Origin of the sequence: Mycobacterium sp. PO1 (assembly GCF_017312405.1) — a bacterium.
Classification (GTDB): domain Bacteria; phylum Actinomycetota; class Actinomycetes; order Mycobacteriales; family Mycobacteriaceae; genus Mycobacterium.
Genome location: NZ_BLTG01000004.1, coordinates 19,581 through 40,279 on the forward strand (window position 1 = coordinate 19,581; position 20,699 = coordinate 40,279).

Genomic DNA, 20,699 nt, shown 5'->3' on the forward strand with positions numbered 1-20,699 from the left:
ACACGCAAACTCATTATTGGCCCGCTGCCCGCCGGGTTTGTTCCCGGGTCGCGCACCTGCCCGTGTCGCTCGGCAACGGCTGAGCGCATGTCGCCTCAGCGGCGTTGTTCAGCCCCGAGTTTCTCGGCCGCGGCCGCCACCGCGGCGTCGCGTGCGGCGCTGGCTTCCTCCTCGGTCAGCGTGCGGTCCGGCGCGCGGAACCGCAGAGCCAGGGCCAGCGATTTACGGCCCGCACCGATCTGAGGCCCGGTGTAGACGTCGAAGAGCCGCACGTCCTCGAGCAGCTCCCCGGCCCCGGCGCGGACCACGTCGACCACGCTCTGGGCCGCCACGTCGTCTGCCACGACGAGCGCGACGTCCTGGAACACCGCCGGGAACGGCGACACCGTGGGTGCGGGCAGTGACTCCACGATCGGCACGGCGTCGAGGTCGAGCTCGAGCGCGCAGGTGCCCTTCGGGAGCCCGGACCGCTCGATGACCGCGGGGTGGAGCTGGCCGGCGTACCCGACCACCACGTCGCCGATCATGACCGCCGCGCATCGGCCGGGATGCCAGGGCAGGTGTTCGGCGGCGCGCAGGGTCAGGTCGGTTCCTGCGGCGCGCCCGATCACGCGGACGGCTTCGAACGCGTCGGCGGCCTCGACCGGGCGCCCGGGACCCCAGGGACCCGCAGGTTCACGCAGACCGGCCAACACCGCAGCGACGTGCTGGGGCTGGTGCGGAAGCGAGGAATCCAGCACCGCGATCTCGTCGTCGGTGGGCCGGCGGTCATTCGGGATGCGCTCGACCGCGCGGGTGTCGCTGGTGGGCTCGACCACCTGCGCGATCGCGAACAACGCCGCGTCCACGGCACCGCGGGAGACGTTGCGGCTCAACGCCTCCAACAGTCCGGGCAGCAGCGTGGTGGCCAGGTGCGGGCGGTCGGATTCGAGCGGGTTGAGCACCGAGGTGGTGCGCCGACGCGGGTCGTCGTCGTCCAGGCCCCATTTGTCGAAGATGCCCGCAGGCAGGAACGGCGTGGGCAGGATCTCGACGAATCCGCTCAGCGCGAGCGATTTCCCGACGGCCCGGCGACGCTTCTGACCGGGTGTCAGGCCCCGGCCGGCAGGGGCGGTGGGCAGCACCGAGGGGATCGCGTCGAGCCCCTCGAGGCGCATGACCTCCTCGACCAGGTCGGCGGGCTGACGGATGTCGGGCCGCCAGCTCGGCGGAGTCGCGGTGATCCGGTCTTCGTCGACGCGGACCGCCGCGCCGATCTGTGTCAACCGTTTCTCGGCGGTGCCGGCCGGATAGTCGACTCCGGCGGTGCGGTCGGGTAGATCCAGAGGCATGCTGACCGGCGGATGCGACCAGTCCTCGGTCGGCGGGTCGCCGCGCCAGTCGGTCAGCCGCGGCTCGACGGTGCCGCCGGCGATGTCGGCCAGCAGTGCGGCGCACCGATCCAGCGCGGCGACCGACACCGCGGGGTCGACAGTGCGCTCGTATCGACGGCCCGCCTCGCTGTGCAGGTGCAGCCGACGTTGCGTGCGCGACACCGCAGCCGGATCCCACACCGCCGCCTCCAGCAGCACATCGGTGGTGGTGTCGCGGACCTCGGTGGTCCCCGCACCCATCACCCCGCCGATCGCGGCCGTCGCGGCGTCGTCGACGATCAGCACGTCGGCGGGATCCAGTGTGCGTTCGACATCGTCGAGCGTGACGACCGTCTCACCCGGCTCGGCAAACCGCACCCGGAAGCCACCGCTGATGAGGCCACGGTCGTGCGCGTGCATCGGATGCCCCAGTTCGAGCATCACGTAGTTCGTCACGTCCACCGCAGGCGAGATCGCCCGGATCCCGGACAGCAGCAGACGGCGCTGCATCCACCACGGCGACACCGCATGAGGGTCGATGCCGGTCACCGGCCGGAGCCCGAACCGCTGCACGCCCGTGCCCGCGTCGATGGTCACCGCCAGCGCCTCGCCCTCGGCGGGCAGAGGGGCCACCTCCGCGGGGTCGACGTAGTCGAGGTCGTAGGCGTTGGCGATCTCGCGGGCCATCCCCCGAACGGACAGGCAGTAGCCGCGGTCCGGCGTGATCGCCAGATGGAACACGACGTCGTCGAGCCCCAGCACGTCGGCGGCCGCGGCACCCGGTTCGGCGGTGCCGGGCGGCAGCACCAAGATCCCGGAGTGATCGGTGCCGAGGTTGAGTTCGGCAGTCGAGCAGATCATGCCGTCGGAGGTGCGCCCGTAGGTCTTTCGCGCAGCGATGCGGAAGTCGCCGGGCAACACCGTCCCGGGCAGGGCCGCGACCACAAGGTCGCCGACCGCGAAGTTCGTTGCCCCGCAGACGATGTCACGTAACTGCGGCTCCCCCACATCGACCTTCACCGCCCGGATCGGCTTCTTGAACTCGGTGAGTTCTTCGATCTCGGCGACGCGACCGACCGTCAGCGGTCCGCTGACCGGGCCGACCGCAATGATGTCCTCGACCTCGTGGCCGATACGGATCAGCGCCTGCTCGAGGTCCTCGGCCGACACGTTCCAGCCCGGGGCGCCGGCTGCCACGACCTCGCGCAGCCAGCTGTAGGGAAGGCGCATCAGGCTCCCACCCCGAACGGTAGCGAGAACCGGACGTCGCCCTCGACCATGTCGCGCATGTCGGGGATGCCGTTGCGGAACTGCAGGGTGCGCTCCAATCCCATGCCGAATGCGAAGCCCGAGTACACCTCGGGATCGATGCCGCACGCGCGCAACACATTCGGGTTGACCATGCCGCAGCCGCCCCACTCGACCCAGCCGGGACCGCCCTTTTTGTTCGGGAACCAGATGTCGACCTCGGCCGACGGCTCGGTGAACGGGAAGAAGTGCGGGCGGAACCGGGTGCGGCCCTCGGGGCCGAACTCCGAGCGCGCGAACGCGTCGAGGGTGCCCCGCAGATGGGCCATTGTGAGGTTCTTGTCCACTGCCAGGCCCTCCACCTGATGGAACACCGGGGTGTGGGTGGCGTCGAGCTCGTCGGTGCGGAACGTGCGGCCGATCGAGACGATGTAGACCGGCAGGTCACGCTCGAGCAGGGCACGGATCTGCACCGGCGAGGTGTGGGTGCGCAGCACCTGCCGCGACCCCTCGGGTGCGACGTGGAAGGTGTCCTGCTCGCTGCGGGCCGGATGGTCCGGCGGGAAGTTCAGCGCGTCGAAGTTGAACTGTTCGGTCTCGACCTCGGGCCCCTCGGCTAGCTCCCAGCCCATCGCCACGAAGGTGTCGGCGACGTGCTCGGCGAGGATCGTGATGGGGTGGCGGGCGCCGACCGGCTGACGTGTCGACGGCAGGGTGACGTCGATGCGTTCGGCCACCAGCACCGCGGCGTCGCGTTCGATACGCAGCGCCGCCAGCCGTTCGTCGTAGGCGGCCTGCGCCGCGGCGCGGGCGACGTTGACGCGCTTGCCCGCGTCGGCGCGTTCCGTCTTGGGCAGCGACCCGAGGGCCTGGCGCGCCAGAGCGATCGGCGACCGGTCCCCGAGATGCTCTGTCTTCGCGCGGGACAACTCGTCGAGGGTGCCGGCCTGGTCGAAGGCGCGCACGGCGGCACGCACCGCCTCGTCGAGTGCGGTGTCGGATAGGTCCACTGGCTGCTCAGCCACCCGGCGATCATAGGTGATGGGCTGACCGCGCTTCGCACCCATTTCATCCGGGGCGCGATACCCTCACGCCGTGTGGATCCGGCCTGTGATCGTCGGCACAGTGTGGGTTCTGGCGGCAGTGGCGGCGGGCCTGGCCCTCGGCCACCACATCGGGTGGGGCGTGGCGGCGGTGCTGCTGACTCCGATCGCGGTGCTTGGTACCGCGGACCTGGTGCAGAAGAGGCACACGATTCTGCGGGTGTACCCCGTCGTGGGCCATCTGCGCCCGCTGCTGGAATCGGTTCGGCCCCAGATCCGTCAGTACTTCATCGAGTCGAACACCGAGGCGGCGCCGTTCGACCGGGAGACCCGCGATCTGGTCTACGACCGTGCTCGCGGAACCAAGGGTGACGAGCCGTTCGGCACCGAACGAGACGTCAACGTCGTCGGTTACGAGTTCCTGCGGCATTCCCTGCGGGCCCGCTTCGCCGACGATCTGGATCCTCGGGTACGGCTCGGCGGTCCGGACTGCTCCCAGCCGTACGACATCGCACTGCTGAACGTCTCCGCGATGAGCTTCGGCGCTCTCTCGGCCAACGCGATCGAGGCCCTCAACGCCGGTGCGGCCCGGGGAAGGTTCGCCCACGACACCGGAGAGGGTGGCATCAGCCCGTACCACCTGCGTGGCGGCGGCGACCTGATCTGGGAGATCGGCTCGGGATACTTCGGGTGCCGCGACGCCGACGGCAATTTCGATCCTGTCGCATTCGCCGAGAAGGCGGCGCTCCCGGCGGTCAAGGCCATCTCGGTGAAGTTGTCGCAGGGCGCCAAACCCGGGCTCGGCGGTGTGCTACCGGGGGCCAAGGTCAGCGCCGAGATCGCCGCCACGCGCGGTGTGGCGGTGGGGCGCACGGTGGTGTCGCCGCCCGCACACCGCGCCTTCGCCACCCCGATCGCGTTCATGGAGTTCGTCGCACTGCTGCGGCGGTTGTCCGGCGGCAAGCCCGTGGGCTTCAAGTTGTGCGTCGGAGCCCGAACCGAGTTCCTGTCCATCTGCAAGGGCATCATCGCCACCGGTGTCGCGCCGGACTTCGTGATCGTCGATGGCGCCGAAGGTGGCACGGGCGCGGCACCGGTCGAGTTCGAAGATCACGTCGGGATGCCCCTCACCGAGGGCCTGATGCTGGTGCACAACAGCCTGGTCGGCGCCGGACTGCGGGACCGGATCAGGATCGGCGCGTCCGGAAAGGTCGCCAGCGGTGTCGACATCGTCAGCAGGATCTGCCAGGGAGCGGATTTCACGCTGTCCGCACGGGCGATGATGTTCGCCGTCGGGTGCATCCAGGCGCTCAAGTGCAACACCAATCGGTGCCCCACCGGCGTGGCCACCCAGGATCCCGGTCGGGTCAGAGCTCTTGATGTCGACGACAAGACCGCACGGGTGGTCAATTTTCAGCGCGCCACCGTGGCCAGCGCGGCACAGATCGTCGCGTCGATGGGGCTGTCCGGCTTCGACGAGCTCTGTCCGGCGATGCTCAACCGTCGCATCGAAGGCCAGCGCACTCTCACCTATGCCGAAATCTACGAGTGGCTCATGCCAGGGGAACTACTCGACGACCCGCCGGAGTCGTGGCGTTCCGATTGGATCGAGGCCTCGGCCGATGAATTCGTCTGAGCCATCGACGTCGCCATCGACGTCGCCATCGACGTCGCCGTCGACGTTCAGACTGTGACCACGGCGGCAAAGTGCGAGTGAAAGCCGCAGCCAGCGCAGCCCCAACGGATGTCACGGCCGAGGTCGGGAGAGTGCCGTCACGACCCCGTGGCTTCGCCGTCGTCCTCGTCGGTCGGCTTGCGGCTCTTGAGCCGGTAGATGACGAAGTCGGGCGGGACGCCGTCCTGCTTGGGTGCGAACATCTGGCGCCGGAGCTTGCGTGCGGTCACGCCCAACGCGTCGAACTCCTCCTGTGGGATCCGTTCCAGCGTCGCGGCGGAGACCATGAGCTCGCCGCGCGTGGCGCGTTCCATCACCCGCGCGGCCAGGTTGACGTCGACGCCCAGCCAGTCCGAGCCGATGCGCTGCGGACGTCCGGTGTGGATGCCGACCCGCATGCGTGGGGTGAATCCGTCGACGTCGACGGCTCTGATCGCTTCGCGAGCGGCGATCGCCGAGCGGACGGCGGTGGTCGGATCGGAGAACACCGCCATGATGCCGTCGCCCATGCGCTTGACGATGTGGCCCCCCGACTCCAGCAGCGGAGGCTCCACCACCTGGGCCATGCGGCGCAGCAACCGCAGCGTCGCCTCATCGCCGGCGTTCAGCGACCACGCCGAATAACCGACCAGATCGGTGAACACCAACGTCACCTCGGCGTTGGCAGGCCGGCCCGAGACCCGCTCGGTCAGGGCCTGCCAGACCTGCAACGCCCCCAGGCTGAGCTCACGGGATGCGGCTGCGCGTTCCAACAGGCGGTCGGCGGCCCGGGCGGCCGCTCGCGGTCCGCCCAGACCGGACACCGACAGCGGATCGCCGAACTCGGGATCACCGGGCAGGGCCCGCCGGGCGCGACGGATGGCGGAAACGACACCGTCGTGCTGATTGACTCCCCGCAGCCAGCCGAGCGGGCCTGACGAGTGATCGGTTCCCGGCTCACTCGACTCGGCGTCGTCCACGCCGCTCAGCCTAATCGAGCCGAAACGACCGGATAAATTCGCAGGTCACGCGCGTATGCCGCCGGTGTGGAGGGTGTATAACACTGGCCGCGCGGTGCGTGGAATTCGTAGACAACGGTCGTTGTCACGCTTATCGTGAGGCGATGCGATCAACGGCGATGGCAGACCATTCGACCTCCTCGACGACCGTCCCGACCGACAATCCGCTCGGGCCGGACTCGCTGACGTGGAGGTACTTCGGCGACGTCCGCACCGGCATGCTCGGCGTGTGGATCGGCGCGATCCAGAACATGTACCCCCAACTCGGAGCGGGCGTCGAGGATCACTCGGTGTTGCTGCGCGAACCGTTGCAGAGAGTCGCGCGGTCGGTGTATCCGATCATGGGAGTCGTCTACGACGGCGACCGCGCCGCGTCCACGGGCGCGCAGATTCGCAGCTATCACAAGACCATCAAGGGTGTCGACGCCGCCGGGAGGCGCTACCACGCGCTGAATCCCGAGACGTTCTACTGGGCGCACGCCACGTTCTTCATGCTGATCCTCAAGACTGCCGAGTACTTCTGCGGCGGACTGACCGAAGCCGAGAAACGCCAGCTGTTCGACGAGCACGTGCAGTGGTATCGCATGTACGGCATGAGCATGCGGCCGGTGCCGTCGTCCTGGGAGGCCTTTCAGGAGTACTGGACACACAAGTGCGACGAGGAACTCGAGATCAACCGGGCGACACTGGACATCTTCTCCATCCGGATTCCCAAGCCGCGGTTCGTGCTGATGCCGACACCGGTCTGGGACCAGATGTTCAAGCCGATGGTCGATGCGCAACGCTGGATCGCCGCAGGGGTCTTCGACCCGGCGCTGCGCGAGCGAGCGGGCATGCGATGGACACCCGGCGACGAGATTCTGCTGCGGCTGTTCGGCAAGCTGGTGGAGTTCGCATTCGTGGCCGTACCCGACGAGATCCGGTTGCATCCGCGTGCATTGGCCGCCTACCGCCGTGCGGAGGGCAAGCTGGCGCCGGACGCGCCGCTGGTCGAAGCGCCTGCATTCATGGCCCCGCCGCGGGATCGTCGAGGAATGCCGATGCACTACGTGCCGACCCGCAAGTCGCTCCTGGACCGCGTCGGCTCGCTGGTGCATTCGACGTTCTCGCTGGCCGGCGTGCGCCCGGCGCGCGGCCGGACCGAGGCGGCCTGACAACCTCCTCCGCGAAGCCCGGGTTACCGATCCAGGCCGGCGCAGATTGTCACGCCCGCCAGGGCAGCGTCGTGCCGCGCAACGGTCAGCGGTCGCGGGAGGCGCGCGCGCTCTGGTAGAGGCAGATGGCCGCCGCGGAGCCGATGTTGAGGCTTTCGGCGTTGCCCGCCATCGGGATTCGCACCCGGGCTGTGGCGAGCTCGACGACGTCCGGCGGCAAGCCGTGGGCCTCCGGCCCGAACAACCATGCGGTCGGCCGGGCCAGGTCGACGTCGTCGAGGCTGACCGAACCGTCCAGCACGGTGGCCAACACCTGCAATCCGGCGTCCCGCAGCCCGGCGATCACTGCTTGCGTGTCGGGCTCGGCGATGACGGGGATCGAGAAGATGCTGCCGGCCGAGGCGCGCAGGCACTTGCCGTTGTACGGATCCACGCTCGGGCCGGCGAGTACCACCGCGTCGGCGCCCATGGCGTCGGCGACGCGGATGATGGTCCCGGCGTTGCCGGGCTCGGAGACACCGACAGGCACAGCGACCAACGTGGGCGCGTCGGCGAGCACCTGCGCGAGGCCGGCGTCAGGAATCGTGCACACGGCCACCAGGCCCACCGGAGTCACCGTGTCCGACAATGCTTTTGCCGCGCGTTCGGTGACGAGCTGGGTCGGGGCGCCGGCGAGCAGGTCGGCGAACCGGGCGGCAGCGTTCTCGGTGACGAACACCTCGGAAACGAGTCCGCGCCGCAGCGCGGCCTCGACGAGGTTGGGCCCCTCGGCGAGGAAACGTGCGGCGCGGCGGCGCCCGGTGTGGCGGTGCAGTTTGACCGCCGCCACCACCCGGGCAGAACGCTCGGTGAGGGTCAGGCAGCCTCGCCCGACGGGGCGTTCACGTCGGCAGGCAGTGCGCCCTTGGCCACCTCGACCAGCGCGGTGAAGGCAGCCGGGTCGCTGACGGCCAGCTCGGCGAGGTTCTTGCGGTCGACCTCCACGCCGGCGGCCTTGAGGCCCTGCATCAGCCGGTTGTAGGTCATGTCGTTGGACCTGGCCGCGGCGTTGATGCGCGAGATCCACAGCTTGCGGAACTCACCCTTACGGGCGCGGCGGTCCCGGTAGGCGTAGGTCAACGAATGCAGCTGCTGTTCCTTGGCCTTGCGGTACAGCCGCGAGCGCTGGCCCCGGTAGCCCTTCGATGCCTTGAGTACGGTACGCCGCTTCTTCTGCGCGTTGACCGCGCGCTTCACGCGTGCCATGGGAGTTTCCTATCGTCGTTCAGTCAGGGGTCGGGGTCCGGCCGGGACGGTCGGACCACCGGTCTAGCGGGTGGAGCGCTCAGCCGTTGAGCATCTTCTTGATGCGCTTGGTGTCGTTGCCCGACACCTCGGTGCGGCCTTCGAGCCGGCGGGTGCGGGTCGACGGCTTGTGCTCGAGCAGGTGGCGGTGGTTGGCCTTCTGGCGCACGATCTTTCCGGTTCCGGTGCGGCGGAACCGCTTCGACGCGCCGCTGTGGGTCTTCGCCTTCGGCATGTTTCCTCAGTTCTGTGGGGTATCGGTGGGTGCTTCCTGGGCGGGCTGCGCCTTGCGCTGCGCCGCTGGAGCGTCTGCATCGTGCGCCGCCTTGGCGCGAGTCTTCGCGCCGCGGTGCGGGGCCAGCACCATCGTCATGTTGCGGCCGTCCTGCTTGGCGGACGTCTCGACGAAGCCGTAGTCGGCGACGTCGGCGCCCAGGCGTTGCAGGAGCCGGAACCCGAGCTCGGGCCGCGACTGCTCACGTCCGCGGAACATGATGGTCACCTTGACCTTCGACCCGGCTTCCAGGAAGCGGACGACGTGACCCTTCTTGGTCTCGTAGTCGTGGTCGTCGATCTTGGGACGCAGCTTCTGTTCCTTGACGACGGTCTGCTGCTGGTTCTTGCGAGACTCGCGCGCCTTTTGGGCCGTCTCGTACTTGTACTTGCCGTAGTCCATGATCTTGCAGACCGGCGGCCTGGCATTGGGAGCTACTTCGACGAGATCGAGATCGGCATCCGCGGCAACGCGGAGAGCATCTTCGATGCGCACGATGCCTACCTGTTCACCGCCCGGTCCGATCAGGCGGACTTCAGGTACGCGGATGCGCTCGTTGACGCGGGTCTCAGTGCTGATGGGGCCTCCCTGGATAGATCCTGCTGTCCTCGAGGAGCCCACACATACCCGGCGCCCTGTCCCTACAGAACAGAAAAGCCCTGCTCAGAGCAGGGCCCGACACCGACCAGGACAGACATCTGCGATGTCTGTGACCGGACCGTTGCACCTCCGACGTATCGTCGGTGAACGGTGGGAGCGGGACTCCACTTTGCTGTCCCGGACGTTGCCGGGACGGTCGCGCATGCCAGTCTAGCAGGCATGACCGAGGTTCCCGAACCATCCTCCCTGGCAGCCGAGCTGTCCGTACGCGAGCTCGCCGACGTCCCCGCCGTCGAGGTCATCACCCGTGCCGCGGTGATGCTGATGAGTGCCGCCGCCGAGAAGCTCGGGTTGTCGGCCGACGACCCCGACGACAGCCCCCATCGCGACCTCGACGAGGCCCGCCGCCTGATCACCGCACTGGCCGGTCTTGTGACCGCGTCCGCCGAATATCTGGGACCGCACGCCGGACCGGTGCGCGACGGGTTGAAATCCCTGCAGCTGGCGTTCCGCGAGGCCAGCGCGGCACCCGAGGAGCCCGGTAAGGGGCCGGGAGAGAAGTACACCGGGCCGGTTTGGTAGCGCCACTCGCCGAAGCCGGACATCTGCCCGGTGGGCCTGGTGAGCGCATATCCTCCCGGCGTATGACCGTCACGAGTCCCATCCGGGCCGCTGCCCGCTCGCGCTTCCGCTGGGTGCCGGCGGCCGCCGGCTGGACGGTCGGCATCATCGCCACGTTGTCGCTGCTGGCCAGCATCTCGCCCCTGGTCCGCTCGGTCATCGCAGTGCCGCGTGAGTTCGTCAACGACTACATCTTCAACTTCCCCGACACCAGCTTCGCGTGGGCGTTCGTGCTGGCGGTGCTGGCCGGGGCGCTCGCCGCGCGTAAGCGCATCGCCTGGTGGACGCTCGTGGGCTACATGGTCGCCGCAACCGGGTGGAACATCGCCGACCTGCTCTCCGGCGAGGAGTCCCGGCTGGCGCAGTTCGGCGAGATGATCGGGTTGGTCTTCCACGTCGCGGCCATTGTGTTCCTGCTCCTGGCACGCGGACAGTTCTGGGCCAGGGCCCGTCGGGGCGCGCTGGCGAAAGCGGCCGGTGTCCTGGTGGCCGGCATGGGGATCGGCACGCTGACCGGCTGGGCCCTGTTCGAGCTGTTTCCGGGCACGCTGGCGCGACCGGACCGGTTCCTCTACGCCCTGAACCGTGTCAGCGCCTTCGCAGGCGCCGATCCCGACTCCTTCAGCGGGGCTCCCCACGGGCTCGTCAACGCGATGCTCGGCTTGTTCGGCGCGCTGGCCCTGATGGCGGCCGCAGTGGTGTTGTTTCAGTCGCAACGCGCCGACAACGCGCTGACCGGCGAGGACGAGTCAGCGATCCGCGGGCTGCTCGAGCTCTACGGCAAAAACGATTCGTTGGGGTACTTCGCCACCCGCCGCGACAAAGCGGTGGTGTTCTCCCCCGACGGCCGCGCCGCCATCACGTACCGCGTCGAGGTCGGCGTGTGTCTGGCCAGCGGAGATCCGGTCGGCGACCCGAAATCCTGGCCGCAGGCGATCGGGGCCTGGTTGGAGCTGTGCCTGGCGTACGGGTGGGCGCCCGGCGTGATGGGTGCGAGCGCGGCCGGAGCGCAGGCCTTCCGCGGCGCGGGGCTCAACGCATTGCAGCTCGGCGACGAGGCGATCCTGCACACCGATGAGTTCCGGCTGTCCGGACCGGAGATGCGCGGCGTGCGCCAGGCGGTGACCCGGGCCCGCCGTGCCGGCGTCGCGGTGCGGATGCGCCGCCACCGCGAGCTGAGCGCCGACGAGATGACCGACGTGATCACACGCGCGGACGCCTGGCGCGACACCGATGACGAGCGGGGCTTCTCCATGGCGCTGGGGCGACTCGGCGACCCCGCCGACGGTGACTGTCTGCTGGTGGAGGCGGTGCGCGAGGACGGTCAGGTGGTCGCGATGTTGTCGCTGGTGCCGTGGGGCGCCAACGGGGTGTCCCTGGATCTGATGCGTCGCTCGCCCCGCTCCCCCAACGGCACCATCGAACTGATGGTCAGCGAACTGTGCCTGAACTCCGAGGACGTCGGGATCGGCCGGGTGTCACTGAATTTCGCGATGTTCCGGTCGGCTTTCGAGCAGGGGACCCAACTCGGCGCGGGCCCCGTCGCACGACTGTGGCGCTGGATCCTGGTGTTCTTCTCGCGCTGGTGGCAGCTCGAGACGCTGTACCGGTCCAACATGAAGTACCAGCCTCGGTGGGTCCCGCGCTACGCGTGCTACGAGGACGCCCGGCTGGTCCCGCGCGTCGGGGTGGCCTCGGTGATCGCGGAAGGCTTTCTGGTCCTTCCGTTCTCCAAGCGTCACGAGCAGCCCCACACCGGCCACCACATCGCTGCACCGGGCACCCTCGTCGCGACCGGGCTGCTGCACAGTGACGGTTCCGCGCCCGACGTCAGCCTGCCGGGCGGGCCGGACGAGGACGTGAGTCACGGACTGCCCGAGCAGGTCCGGGTTCGGATGGCCAAGCTCAAGGCACTGCAGAGCGAGGGGGTGGACGCCTATCCGGTGGGCAGTCCGCCCAGCCACACCGTCGCCGCGGCGTTGTCGGCCCGGGACGGCACCGAGGTGTCGGTCGCGGGCCGGGTGTTGCGCCTGCGCGACTACGGCGGCGTGCTGTTCGCGCAACTGCGTGACTGGTCTGCCGAAGTCCAACTCCTGCTTGACAACTCGGCGCTACGCGCGGGCAGCACCGCTGACTTCACCCGCGCGATCGACCTCGGCGATCTGCTCGAGGTGTCGGGAACGATGGGCCACAGCCGCAACGGCACGGTGTCGGTGCTGGTCACCGGGTGGCGGCTGATCGGCAAATGCCTGCGGCCGTTGCCCGACAAATGGAAAGGGCTGACGGATCAGGAGGCCCGGGTGCGCGCCCGCTACGTCGACCTCGCGATCAACACCGAGGCCCGCGACCTGATCAGAGCGCGCAGCGCAGTCCTGCACGCCATTCGCGAAACCCTGGTCGGCAAGGGATTCCTGGAGGTCGAGACACCGATCCTGCAGCAGATCCACGGCGGTGCGAACGCGCGTCCGTTCATGACTCACATCAACGCCTATGACCTCGATCTGTATCTGCGCATCGCGCCCGAACTGTATCTGAAGCGGTTGTGCGTCGGCGGAGTGGAAAAGGTCTTCGAACTCGGGCGCGCCTTCCGCAACGAGGGCGTCGACTTCAGCCACAACCCCGAGTTCACGTTGTTGGAGGCTTACCAGGCACACGCCGACTATCGCGTCTGGATCGACGGATGCCGGGAACTGATCCAGAACGCCGCAGACGCCGCCAACGGAGCCCAGGTGTTCTGGCGTCCACGCCCCGACGGCGCTCTCGAGCCCGTCGACATCTCCGGATCGTGGACGGTCAAGACCGTGCACGGCGCGGTGTCGGAAGCCCTCGGCGAGACGATCGAGCCGGATACCGACCTCGGCACGCTGCGGCGGCTCTGCGACGCCGCCCACATTCCCTACCTGTCGCACTGGGACGCCGGTGCGGTCGTGCTCGAACTCTACGAACGTCTCGTCGAGGACCGCACCGAGGAGCCGACGTTCTACACCGATTTCCCGACGTCGGTGTCACCGCTGACCCGGCCGCACCGCAGCATCCCCGGCGTCGCAGAGCGGTGGGATCTGGTCGCGTGGGGCGTCGAACTGGGCACCGCCTACAGCGAGCTGACCGACCCTGTCGAGCAGCGCCGCCGGTTGCTGGAACAGTCGCTGCTGGCCGCCGGCGGCGATCCGGAAGCGATGGAACTCGACGAGGACTTCCTGCAGGCGATGGAGTACGCGATGCCCCCGACGGGCGGTCTCGGCATGGGCGTGGACCGTGTCGTCATGCTCATCACCGGGCGCAGCATTCGCGAGACGCTGCCCTTCCCGCTGGCCAAACCGCGGTAGCGTTTGCGGCATGCCGGACGAACCGCAGCCCGAGCCTGTCGACGCGGAGATCGTCGAGCCGTGGCCTGCGCCCGACAGCGCCTCTCAGCCGGACGGGACCGTCACCACCCCCGAGCCCGACGAGACCGTCAGCGCACCTGAGCCGGTCGGGCCCGGGGACACCATTACCGAGCCCGCATCCGGTTACACCCGTGACGGGGTGCCGACCTTCGAGTCGGTGCGCGAGAAGATCGAGACCCGCTACGGCACCGCGATCGGCGCGGCGGAGCTGGCCTCGGAGACCCCCGAAGGCCGTTCCGTCGAGGAGCAGTACGAGGCGCGCCAGAAAGCCGCCGCCGAGCGGCTGGCCCGCATCCGGGAGTCCATGCATCGGGCCGACGACTCCGGCTGATCTGTCCGACGTCACCGGTACGGTCGCGATCAATGCGGTCAATCACTGCCGAAGAGCGCCGCGCGCGCCTGGCGCGACGGCACTTTCTCGATGAACCTGCGCCGTCGGTGGCCGGCGCAGCGGCCAGCTTCGTCGGTCTGCACGCCACCGACCCGGCCACCCCGTACCTGACGCTGTGGGCACGCTCGCCCGGCTTCTCGGTCGACGACCTCGATACCGCGATGTATCGAGACCGCACCGTGGTCAAGCACCTGGCGATGCGGCGGACGTTGTGGATGGTGAACGCCGAGGATCTTCCCCTGATCCAGTCTGCGGTCAGCGACCGAGTCGCCGACACCGAACACCGGCGACTCGTCGCCGATGTGCAGAAAGCCGGCGTCACCGACGACGGTGAGGCGTGGTTCGCCGCGGCGGCGGCCGCGGTGCTGGAGCATCTCACCTCGCACGGACCGGCCAGCGCGCGGGAACTGCGCGAAGGGCTCACAGAATTGGCCGGCAGCCACGACACCGCCCCGGGCAAACGCTGGGGCGGCCCGACACCCTTGGCGCCGAGGGTGCTGACCGTGCTCGGTGCCCGCGGCGATATCGTGCGCGGCCCCAACGACGGCCGGTGGATCGCGTCGCGGCCGCGCTGGACCACGATGGCCGACTGGCTGCCGACCACGCCGGGGCCGGTGTCACCGGAACTGGCGCGGGCGGAACTGGTGCGGCGGTGGCTGTCCGCCTTCGGGCCGGCCACCGTCGCCGACGTCAAGTGGTGGTTCGGCCAGACGCTCACCTGGGCACGGCAGGCGCTGAGCGAGGTCGATGCCGTGCCGGTCGATCTGGCCGGCTGCTCGGGTTACGCGCTGCCCGAGGATGTGGAGCCCGGACCCGCCGTCGGTGACGTCGAGCCGTGGTGCGCGCTGCTGCCCGCACTGGACGTCACGACGATGGGTTGGCTGGAGCGCGACTGGTACGTGGGCGCACACCGTGACCAGGTTTTCGACCGCAACGGCAATGCCGGCCCGACGGTGTGGGTCGACGGCCGCGTCGTCGGTGCGTGGCGACAGGACGACACCGGACGCGTCGAACTCGTGCTGCTCGAGGACGTCGGCCGTCGCGCACACCGCGACCTGACATCCCGCGCCGAGCAGCTCACCGCGTGGCTGGACGGGGTCCGCGTCAGTCCGCGGTTTCCCTCCCCCGCCTGCCGACCGGATGCTAGGCGCTGACCTTGCGGCGGCCGTTTCGGGTTTTGCGGGTCGGACGGGAGACGCCCAGCGTCTCGGCCAGGAAGTGGCCCGTGTAGCTGTCCGGATCCGCGGCGACGTCCTCGGGGGTTCCGGTGGCCACCACGGTTCCGCCTCCCGAACCACCTTCGGGCCCCATGTCGATGATCCAGTCCGAGGTCTTGATCACGTCGAGGTTGTGTTCGATCACGATGACCGAATTGCCCTTGTCGACAAGACCGTTGATGACGGTCAGCAACTTGCGGATGTCCTCGAAATGCAGTCCGGTGGTGGGCTCGTCGAGGATGTAGACGGTGCGGCCGGTGGAACGCTTCTGCAGCTCGGAGGCGAGCTTGACGCGCTGGGCCTCACCCCCCGACAGCGTCGGCGCGGGCTGACCGAGTCGCACATAGCCCAGCCCGACGTCCACCAGTGTCTTGAGGTAGCGGTGGATCGAGGTGATCGGCGCGAAGAACTCGGATGCTTCCTCGATGGACATGTCGAGAACTTCGGCAATGGTCTTGCCCTTGTAGTGCACCTCCAGCGTCTCCCGGTTGTACCGGGCACCCTGACAGACCTCACACGGCACGTAGACGTCGGGCAGGAAGTTCATCTCGATCTTGATCGTGCCGTCGCCGGAGCAGGCTTCGCACCGGCCGCCCTTGACGTTGAACGAGAAGCGCCCGGGTTGGTAGCCGCGGACCTTGGCTTCCGTCGTTGCGGCGAACAGGGTGCGGATCTTGTCGAACACGCCGGTGTAGGTCGCGGGGTTGGACCGCGGCGTCCGCCCGATCGGCGACTGGTCGACCCGGACGAGCTTGTCGACCTTGTCCAGTCCGGTCACCCGGGTGTGCCGGCCCGGCACCAGTCTCGCTCCGTTGAGTTTGTTCGCGAGCACGGCAGCCAGGATGTCGTTGACCAAGGTGGATTTGCCGGAGCCGGACACCCCGGTCACCGAGGTCAGCACGCCGAGCGGGAAGGTGACGTCGATCTCGCGCAGATTGTGCTCGCGGGCGCCCACCACGGTGAGCTGACGCTTCTTGTCGACCGGGCGGCGCAGGGCCGGCACCTCGATCTGCTCTTTGCCGGACAGGTAGGCCCCGGTCAGTGAGTCGGTGTTCTCCAAAAGAGCTTCATAGGGTCCGCTGTGCACGATGCGGCCGCCGTGTTCGCCGGCCGCGGGCCCGATGTCGACGACCCAGTCGGCGTGGGCGATGGTGTCCAGGTCGTGTTCGACCACGATCAGGGTGTTGCCGAGGTCCCGCAGCCGCACCAGGGTGTCGATCAGCCTGCGGTTGTCCCGCTGATGCAGTCCGATCGACGGTTCGTCGAGGACGTAGAGCACACCGACCAGACCGGACCCGATCTGGGTGGCCAGCCGGATGCGCTGGGCCTCCCCACCCGACAGCGTGGCCGCGGCCCGCGACAGCGACAGGTAGTCCAGCCCGACGTCGAGCAGGAAGCCGAGCCGAGACTGGATCTCCTTGAGTACCTGACCGGCGATCGCCTTCTCCCGGGAACCGAGGGTCAGCGCATTGAGGAACCGGGCGCACTCGGCGATGGACAGCTCGGCGACCTCGGCGATCGACTTGGCGCCGAAGTCACCGGCCGACATCGTGACGGCGAGGATCTCGGATTTGAGCCGGGTGCCCTGGCATTCGGGGCACGGCACGTCGCGCATGAAGCCTTCGAGACGCTCCTTCATCTGTTCGGAGTCGGTCTGCTCCATACGGCGCTGCAGAAACGCCAGCACACCCTCGAAGTCGGCATAGTAGGACCTGGTGCGACCGTATCGGTTCTTGTAGCGCACATGAACCTGCTCGTCACAGCCCTCGAGAATGGCGCGGCGCGCCTTGGCGGGCAGCTTGCGCCACGGCGTGTCGACGTCGAAGCCCAGCTGGTCGCCCAACCCGGACAGCATCCGGGTGAAGTACTCGGCGGTGTGGCCCATCGACCACGGCGCGATGGCGCCTTCGGCGAGGGTGAGGTCCGGGTCGGGGATGACGAGATCTGGATCGACCTCTTTCTTGATGCCCAGCCCGACGCATTCCGGGCACGCGCCGTACGGCGAGTTGAACGAGAACGACCGGGGCTCGAGGTCGTCGACGGCCAGGGGGTGGCCGTTGGGGCAGGCCAGCTTCTCGGAAAACCGCTGCTCGCGGTGCGGGTGGTCGTCTTCCCTGTCGACGAACTCGAGGACGACGATGCCGTCGGCCAGGTTCAGCGCGGTCTCCACCGAGTCGGTCAACCGCTGCTTGGCGCTGGCCTTGACGGTGAGGCGGTCGACGACCACCTCGATGTCGTGCTTCTCCTGCTTCTTCAGCTTCGGCGGATCGGACAGCGGGTGCACCACACCGTCCACCCGCACCCTGCTGTAGCCCTGGGTGTTCAGTTTGTCGAACAGGTCGACGAACTCGCCCTTGCGGGTGCGCACCACCGGTGCGAGCACCTGGAACCGCAGGCCTTCGTCCATTGCGAGGACCTGATCGACGATCTGTTGAGGGGTCTGGCGGGCGATGCGCTCGCCGCACACCGGGCAGTGCGGGGTACCGGCCCTGGCGTAGAGCAGGCGCAGGTAGTCGTAGACCTCGGTGATGGTGCCCACGGTCGAGCGCGGGTTGCGGTTGGTGGACTTCTGATCGATCGACACCGCGGGCGACAGCCCCTCGATGAAATCGACGTCGGGTTTGTCCATCTGGCCCAGGAACTGACGCGCATACGCCGACAACGATTCGACGTAGCGCCGCTGGCCCTCGGCGAAGATCGTGTCGAAGGCGAGCGACGATTTGCCCGAACCCGACAGCCCGGTGAACACGATCATCGCGTCGCGCGGCAGATCCAAGTCGACGCCACGCAGATTATGTTCCCGGGCACCTTTGACAATGAGGCGGTCAGCCAACGATGTCCCTTCCACGCGTTACGGGCCGCAGACGCAGCACAGGCCCATGCTAAGCATCCCCACCGACAAGTCCTGCTGCCAGCGAGCCCGCCGCCCGGTCCCGAATCGCGGCGGCAGCGCCGACGCCCCGACTCCGGGAAGTAACGTGACCACCATGACAGTGGTCGATGACGATTACACCGGACACGTCGAGCCGCACAACGCCGCGCGACGCGTCCTACCCGGAGCCACGATCATCAAGGCATCGGTGGGCCCGATGGACAACAACACCTATCTGGTCACCTGTTCCCAAACCGGTCAGACGCTACTCATCGACGCCGCGAACGAACCCGAGCTCCTGCTCGATCTGATCGAACGATACGCGCCGACGCTGTCGCTCATCGTCACCAGCCATCAGCACCCTGACCATTGGGGTGCGCTGACCGAGGTCGCAGATTCGACACACGCTCCCACCGCCGCGCACCCCCTGGACGCCGACCCGCTCCCGGTCCGGCCGGACCGACTGCTGCAAGACGGTGACACCGTCGAGGTCGGGGACCTGCGCTTCGAGGTCATCCACCTGCGCGGCCACACGCCGGGGTCGGTGGCGCTGGCGCTCAGCGGGCCGGCCACCGACGGTCGGGTGCATCTGTTCACCGGTGACTGCCTGTTTCCCGGCGGCGTCGGCAAGACCTGGAAAGAAGGCGATTTCGAGCAGCTGCTGGGCGATGTGACCAGTCGAGTGTTCGATGTGTACGCCGATCAGACCGTCGTGTACCCGGGACACGGCGACGACACCACGCTCGGCGCCGAGCGCCCGCACCTGCAGGAGTGGCGCGACCGCGGGTGGTGACGGCAGGGACCGAAAAGGATCAGTGTGAAGGATCAGGAAGGGAACATGAACAGCGAGCAGTTCACCAAGGCGCAGAGCGGCGCCGGCTTCATCGCGGCGCTGGACCAGAGCGGAGGCAGCACACCCAAGGCCTTGAAGCTCTACGGCATCGAGGAGGACGCCTACTCCGGCGACGCCGAGATGTTCGACATGGTGCATCAGATGCGGACCCGCATCATCACCAGCCCCGCGTTCGACGGTGACCGCATCGTCGGCGCCATCCTGTTCGAGGACACGATGGACCGACAGATCGACGGACGCGCGAGCGCCGACTACCTCTGGAACGTCAAGCACATCGTGCCGTTCCTCAAGGTCGACAAGGGCCTGGCCGAGGAGAAGGACGGCGCCCAGGTGATGAAGCCGATCCCGAACCTCGACGACCTGCTGGCGCGGGCGCGCGACCACGGCGTCTTCGGCACGAAGATGCGCTCGGTGATCAAGCTGCCCGGCGCGGGTCTGCAGGCCGTCGTCGATCAGCAGTTCGAGGTCGCCCGCCAGATCCTGGCCGCCGGCCTGGTGCCGATCATCGAGCCGGAGGTCGACATCCACAGCCCCGAGAAGGGCAAGGCCGAAGAGCAGCTCAAAGAAGCGCTCCTGCGGGGTCTGGACAATCTGGACGAAGGCCAGTCGGTGATGCTCAAGCTGACGCTGCCCGACGAGAACAACCTGTACCGCGAACTCGTCGAGCACCCGAAGGTCGTGCGGGTGGTGGCGCTCTCGGGCGGCTACAACCGCGACGACGCCTGCGACAAGTTGGCCGCCAACCACGGGGTCATCGCCAGCTTCTCGCGCGCACTGACCGAAGGGCTGACCGCTCAGCAGAGCGATGAGGAGTTCAACGCCACCCTCGACGCGGCGATCACGAACATCGCCAAAGCGTCCAACACCTGAGCCGCCCGACACCCTGGGCCGGTCTGTGTCCGGCCCAGGGTGTGTGGCTCACGACGTGTGGACGATGAGTACGTCGGATTTCGAGCGGCGCGCGACGTTGGCGGGCACCGAGCCGAGCAGTCGCCCGGCGATCGTGCTCAACCCGACGTTGCCGACCACCAGCAGATCGGCTCCGACTTCCTCAGCCAGGTCGACGAGCGCATCCACGGGCGCTCCGACGACCGCCTTCTCTTCGATGTCGGGCGCACCGGCGGCCTTCGCCCGCTCACGTGCCTCCCGCAGGATCGCGTAGATCGGCGCGTTGCCCGACATCTTGTAGCCCTCGTCCTTGAGGACGTCAGCGGCGCGCTGATCCTCGCTCTGCGGGAAGTAGGCCGTCGCGATGACGAGTTTCGCGTTCGACCCGGCGGCGATCTGTCCCGCGCGGTCCACGGCACGCAACGACGAATCTGATCCGTCCGTACCAACCACCACGGTTTGATAGGCGCTCATCCATATCCTCCCAGTGTCAGTTGCAACGCCACAGACAGTAACCCGGCACCAGGCGAACATGGGTGCGAATCACCACACCCGCGGTGCATTCGCCCTGGATGCCGCATCACCGCAATTGGCAACATCACGATGCCCGATCAGGGGTGACGACCGATACACCGGGGATGACATCACCCGCACACCCGGGGAATCACGCACTGCGGCAACGAATATCTCTGCGCGTCAGTAACACCTTCCCCGTGTGGGTGGCCGCGGTCGACGGAATCCACTGGGGCCGCGCGGGTTCGGACGACCGAGACACTGCCTCCGGGGCACCGGCACAGGCAGCGGTGGGGCCGGCAGCGGCACCTGGCCTTCGGCTCAGGAGTC

General features: G+C 68.4%; 17 protein-coding genes. 8 read left to right on the forward strand and 9 right to left on the reverse strand.

Going from position 1 to position 20,699, the window contains the following annotated elements:
• Window positions 1–95: 95 nt before the first annotated feature.
• Window positions 96–2,582, reverse strand: a complete 2,487-nt coding sequence (gene pheT / locus J3476_RS01110; protein ID WP_207064785.1) for a phenylalanine--tRNA ligase subunit beta — start codon at window positions 2,580–2,582, stop codon at window positions 96–98.
• On the reverse strand, window positions 2,582–3,625 hold the full coding sequence (gene pheS, locus J3476_RS01115) for a phenylalanine--tRNA ligase subunit alpha (RefSeq protein ID WP_207064786.1): 1,044 nt from the start codon (window positions 3,623–3,625) through the stop codon (window positions 2,582–2,584). Before pheS ends, pheT begins: the two co-directional genes overlap by 1 nt.
• Before the next feature lie 76 nt (window positions 3,626–3,701).
• Here pheS and J3476_RS01120 point away from each other — a divergent pair, with 76 nt between their 5' ends.
• The gene (locus J3476_RS01120) at window positions 3,702–5,279 is read left to right on the forward strand and encodes an FMN-binding glutamate synthase family protein (RefSeq protein WP_207064821.1); all 1,578 of its coding nucleotides are present in this window, start codon (window positions 3,702–3,704) and stop codon (window positions 5,277–5,279) included.
• 137 nt (window positions 5,280–5,416) lie between these two features.
• Here J3476_RS01120 and J3476_RS01125 read toward each other — a convergent pair whose 3' ends face one another.
• Complete coding sequence (locus J3476_RS01125; protein ID WP_286182479.1) at window positions 5,417–6,277, reverse strand: adenylate/guanylate cyclase domain-containing protein; 861 nt, start codon at window positions 6,275–6,277, stop codon at window positions 5,417–5,419.
• Between the two features lie 158 nt (window positions 6,278–6,435).
• Between J3476_RS01125 and J3476_RS01130 the strand changes: the two genes are divergently transcribed.
• Complete coding sequence (locus J3476_RS01130) at window positions 6,436–7,470, forward strand: oxygenase MpaB family protein (RefSeq protein ID WP_207064823.1); 1,035 nt, start codon at window positions 6,436–6,438, stop codon at window positions 7,468–7,470.
• 85 nt (window positions 7,471–7,555) lie between these two features.
• Here the strand turns inward: J3476_RS01130 and J3476_RS01135 are convergent, their stop codons facing one another.
• The 4 genes from J3476_RS01135 to infC all read right to left on the reverse strand — a co-directional run bounded on the left by J3476_RS01135 (window position 7,556) and on the right by infC (window position 9,607).
• Window positions 7,556–8,302, reverse strand: coding sequence for an RNA methyltransferase (locus J3476_RS01135; protein ID WP_207064787.1), 747 nt, complete (start codon window positions 8,300–8,302; stop codon window positions 7,556–7,558).
• A 23-nt stretch (window positions 8,303–8,325) separates the two neighbouring features.
• Window positions 8,326–8,715, reverse strand: coding sequence for a 50S ribosomal protein L20 (gene rplT, locus J3476_RS01140; protein ID WP_152517180.1), 390 nt, complete (start codon window positions 8,713–8,715; stop codon window positions 8,326–8,328).
• Window positions 8,716–8,794: 79 nt separating this feature from the next.
• Window positions 8,795–8,989 carry a 50S ribosomal protein L35 gene (rpmI, locus tag J3476_RS01145; protein WP_152517179.1) on the reverse strand — a complete coding sequence of 65 codons (195 nt, stop codon included), beginning with the start codon at window positions 8,987–8,989 and terminating at the stop codon, window positions 8,795–8,797.
• 6 nt (window positions 8,990–8,995) lie between these two features.
• A complete protein-coding gene (gene infC, locus J3476_RS01150; RefSeq protein ID WP_173012211.1) occupies window positions 8,996–9,607 on the reverse strand; it encodes a translation initiation factor IF-3 in 612 nt (203 codons plus the stop codon).
• A 240-nt stretch (window positions 9,608–9,847) separates the two neighbouring features.
• Between infC and J3476_RS01155 the strand changes: the two genes are divergently transcribed.
• The 4 genes from J3476_RS01155 (at window position 9,848) to J3476_RS01170 (ending at window position 15,180) form a co-directional block, all read left to right on the forward strand.
• Complete coding sequence (locus tag J3476_RS01155) at window positions 9,848–10,210, forward strand: DUF1844 domain-containing protein (RefSeq protein WP_207064788.1); 363 nt, start codon at window positions 9,848–9,850, stop codon at window positions 10,208–10,210.
• 62 nt (window positions 10,211–10,272) lie between these two features.
• The gene (gene lysX / locus J3476_RS01160; protein ID WP_207064789.1) at window positions 10,273–13,575 is read left to right on the forward strand and encodes a bifunctional lysylphosphatidylglycerol synthetase/lysine--tRNA ligase LysX; all 3,303 of its coding nucleotides are present in this window, start codon (window positions 10,273–10,275) and stop codon (window positions 13,573–13,575) included.
• Between the two features lie 163 nt (window positions 13,576–13,738).
• Window positions 13,739–13,966, forward strand: a complete 228-nt coding sequence (locus J3476_RS01165; RefSeq protein WP_207064824.1) for a hypothetical protein — start codon at window positions 13,739–13,741, stop codon at window positions 13,964–13,966.
• Window positions 13,967–13,998: 32 nt separating this feature from the next.
• Window positions 13,999–15,180 carry a winged helix DNA-binding domain-containing protein gene (locus J3476_RS01170; protein WP_207064790.1) on the forward strand — a complete coding sequence of 394 codons (1,182 nt, stop codon included), beginning with the start codon at window positions 13,999–14,001 and terminating at the stop codon, window positions 15,178–15,180.
• Here J3476_RS01170 and uvrA read toward each other — a convergent pair.
• The gene (uvrA, locus tag J3476_RS01175; RefSeq protein ID WP_207064791.1) at window positions 15,170–18,076 is read right to left on the reverse strand and encodes an excinuclease ABC subunit UvrA; all 2,907 of its coding nucleotides are present in this window, start codon (window positions 18,074–18,076) and stop codon (window positions 15,170–15,172) included. The genes J3476_RS01170 and uvrA overlap by 11 nt on opposite strands.
• 154 nt (window positions 18,077–18,230) lie before the next feature.
• Between uvrA and J3476_RS01180 the strand changes: the two genes are divergently transcribed.
• On the forward strand, window positions 18,231–18,908 hold the full coding sequence (locus J3476_RS01180) for an MBL fold metallo-hydrolase (protein ID WP_207064792.1): 678 nt from the start codon (window positions 18,231–18,233) through the stop codon (window positions 18,906–18,908).
• A gap of 45 nt (window positions 18,909–18,953) precedes the next feature.
• A complete protein-coding gene (locus J3476_RS01185; RefSeq protein WP_207064793.1) occupies window positions 18,954–19,838 on the forward strand; it encodes a fructose bisphosphate aldolase in 885 nt (294 codons plus the stop codon).
• A 48-nt stretch (window positions 19,839–19,886) separates the two neighbouring features.
• On the opposite strand, the gene J3476_RS01190 is transcribed toward J3476_RS01185, so the two are convergent.
• On the reverse strand, window positions 19,887–20,330 hold the full coding sequence (locus J3476_RS01190; protein WP_152517171.1) for a universal stress protein: 444 nt from the start codon (window positions 20,328–20,330) through the stop codon (window positions 19,887–19,889).
• Between the last annotated feature and the right edge of the window lie 369 nt (window positions 20,331–20,699).

Coding starts and splice junctions, on each gene's coding strand:
- pheT (WP_207064785.1), bottom strand. CDS start 2,582: ATGCGCCTTCCCTACAGCTGGCTGCGCGAGGTCGTGGCAGCCGGCGCC.
- J3476_RS01130 (WP_207064823.1), top strand. CDS start 6,436: ATGGCAGACCATTCGACCTCCTCGACGACCGTCCCGACCGACAATCCG.
- rplT (WP_152517180.1), bottom strand. CDS start 8,715: ATGGCACGCGTGAAGCGCGCGGTCAACGCGCAGAAGAAGCGGCGTACC.
- rpmI (WP_152517179.1), bottom strand. CDS start 8,989: ATGCCGAAGGCGAAGACCCACAGCGGCGCGTCGAAGCGGTTCCGCCGC.
- J3476_RS01155 (WP_207064788.1), top strand. CDS start 9,848: ATGACCGAGGTTCCCGAACCATCCTCCCTGGCAGCCGAGCTGTCCGTA.
- lysX (WP_207064789.1), top strand. CDS start 10,273: ATGACCGTCACGAGTCCCATCCGGGCCGCTGCCCGCTCGCGCTTCCGC.
- J3476_RS01170 (WP_207064790.1), top strand. CDS start 13,999: ATGCGGTCAATCACTGCCGAAGAGCGCCGCGCGCGCCTGGCGCGACGG.
- J3476_RS01180 (WP_207064792.1), top strand. CDS start 18,231: ATGACAGTGGTCGATGACGATTACACCGGACACGTCGAGCCGCACAAC.
- J3476_RS01185 (WP_207064793.1), top strand. CDS start 18,954: ATGAACAGCGAGCAGTTCACCAAGGCGCAGAGCGGCGCCGGCTTCATC.
- J3476_RS01190 (WP_152517171.1), bottom strand. CDS start 20,330: ATGAGCGCCTATCAAACCGTGGTGGTTGGTACGGACGGATCAGATTCG.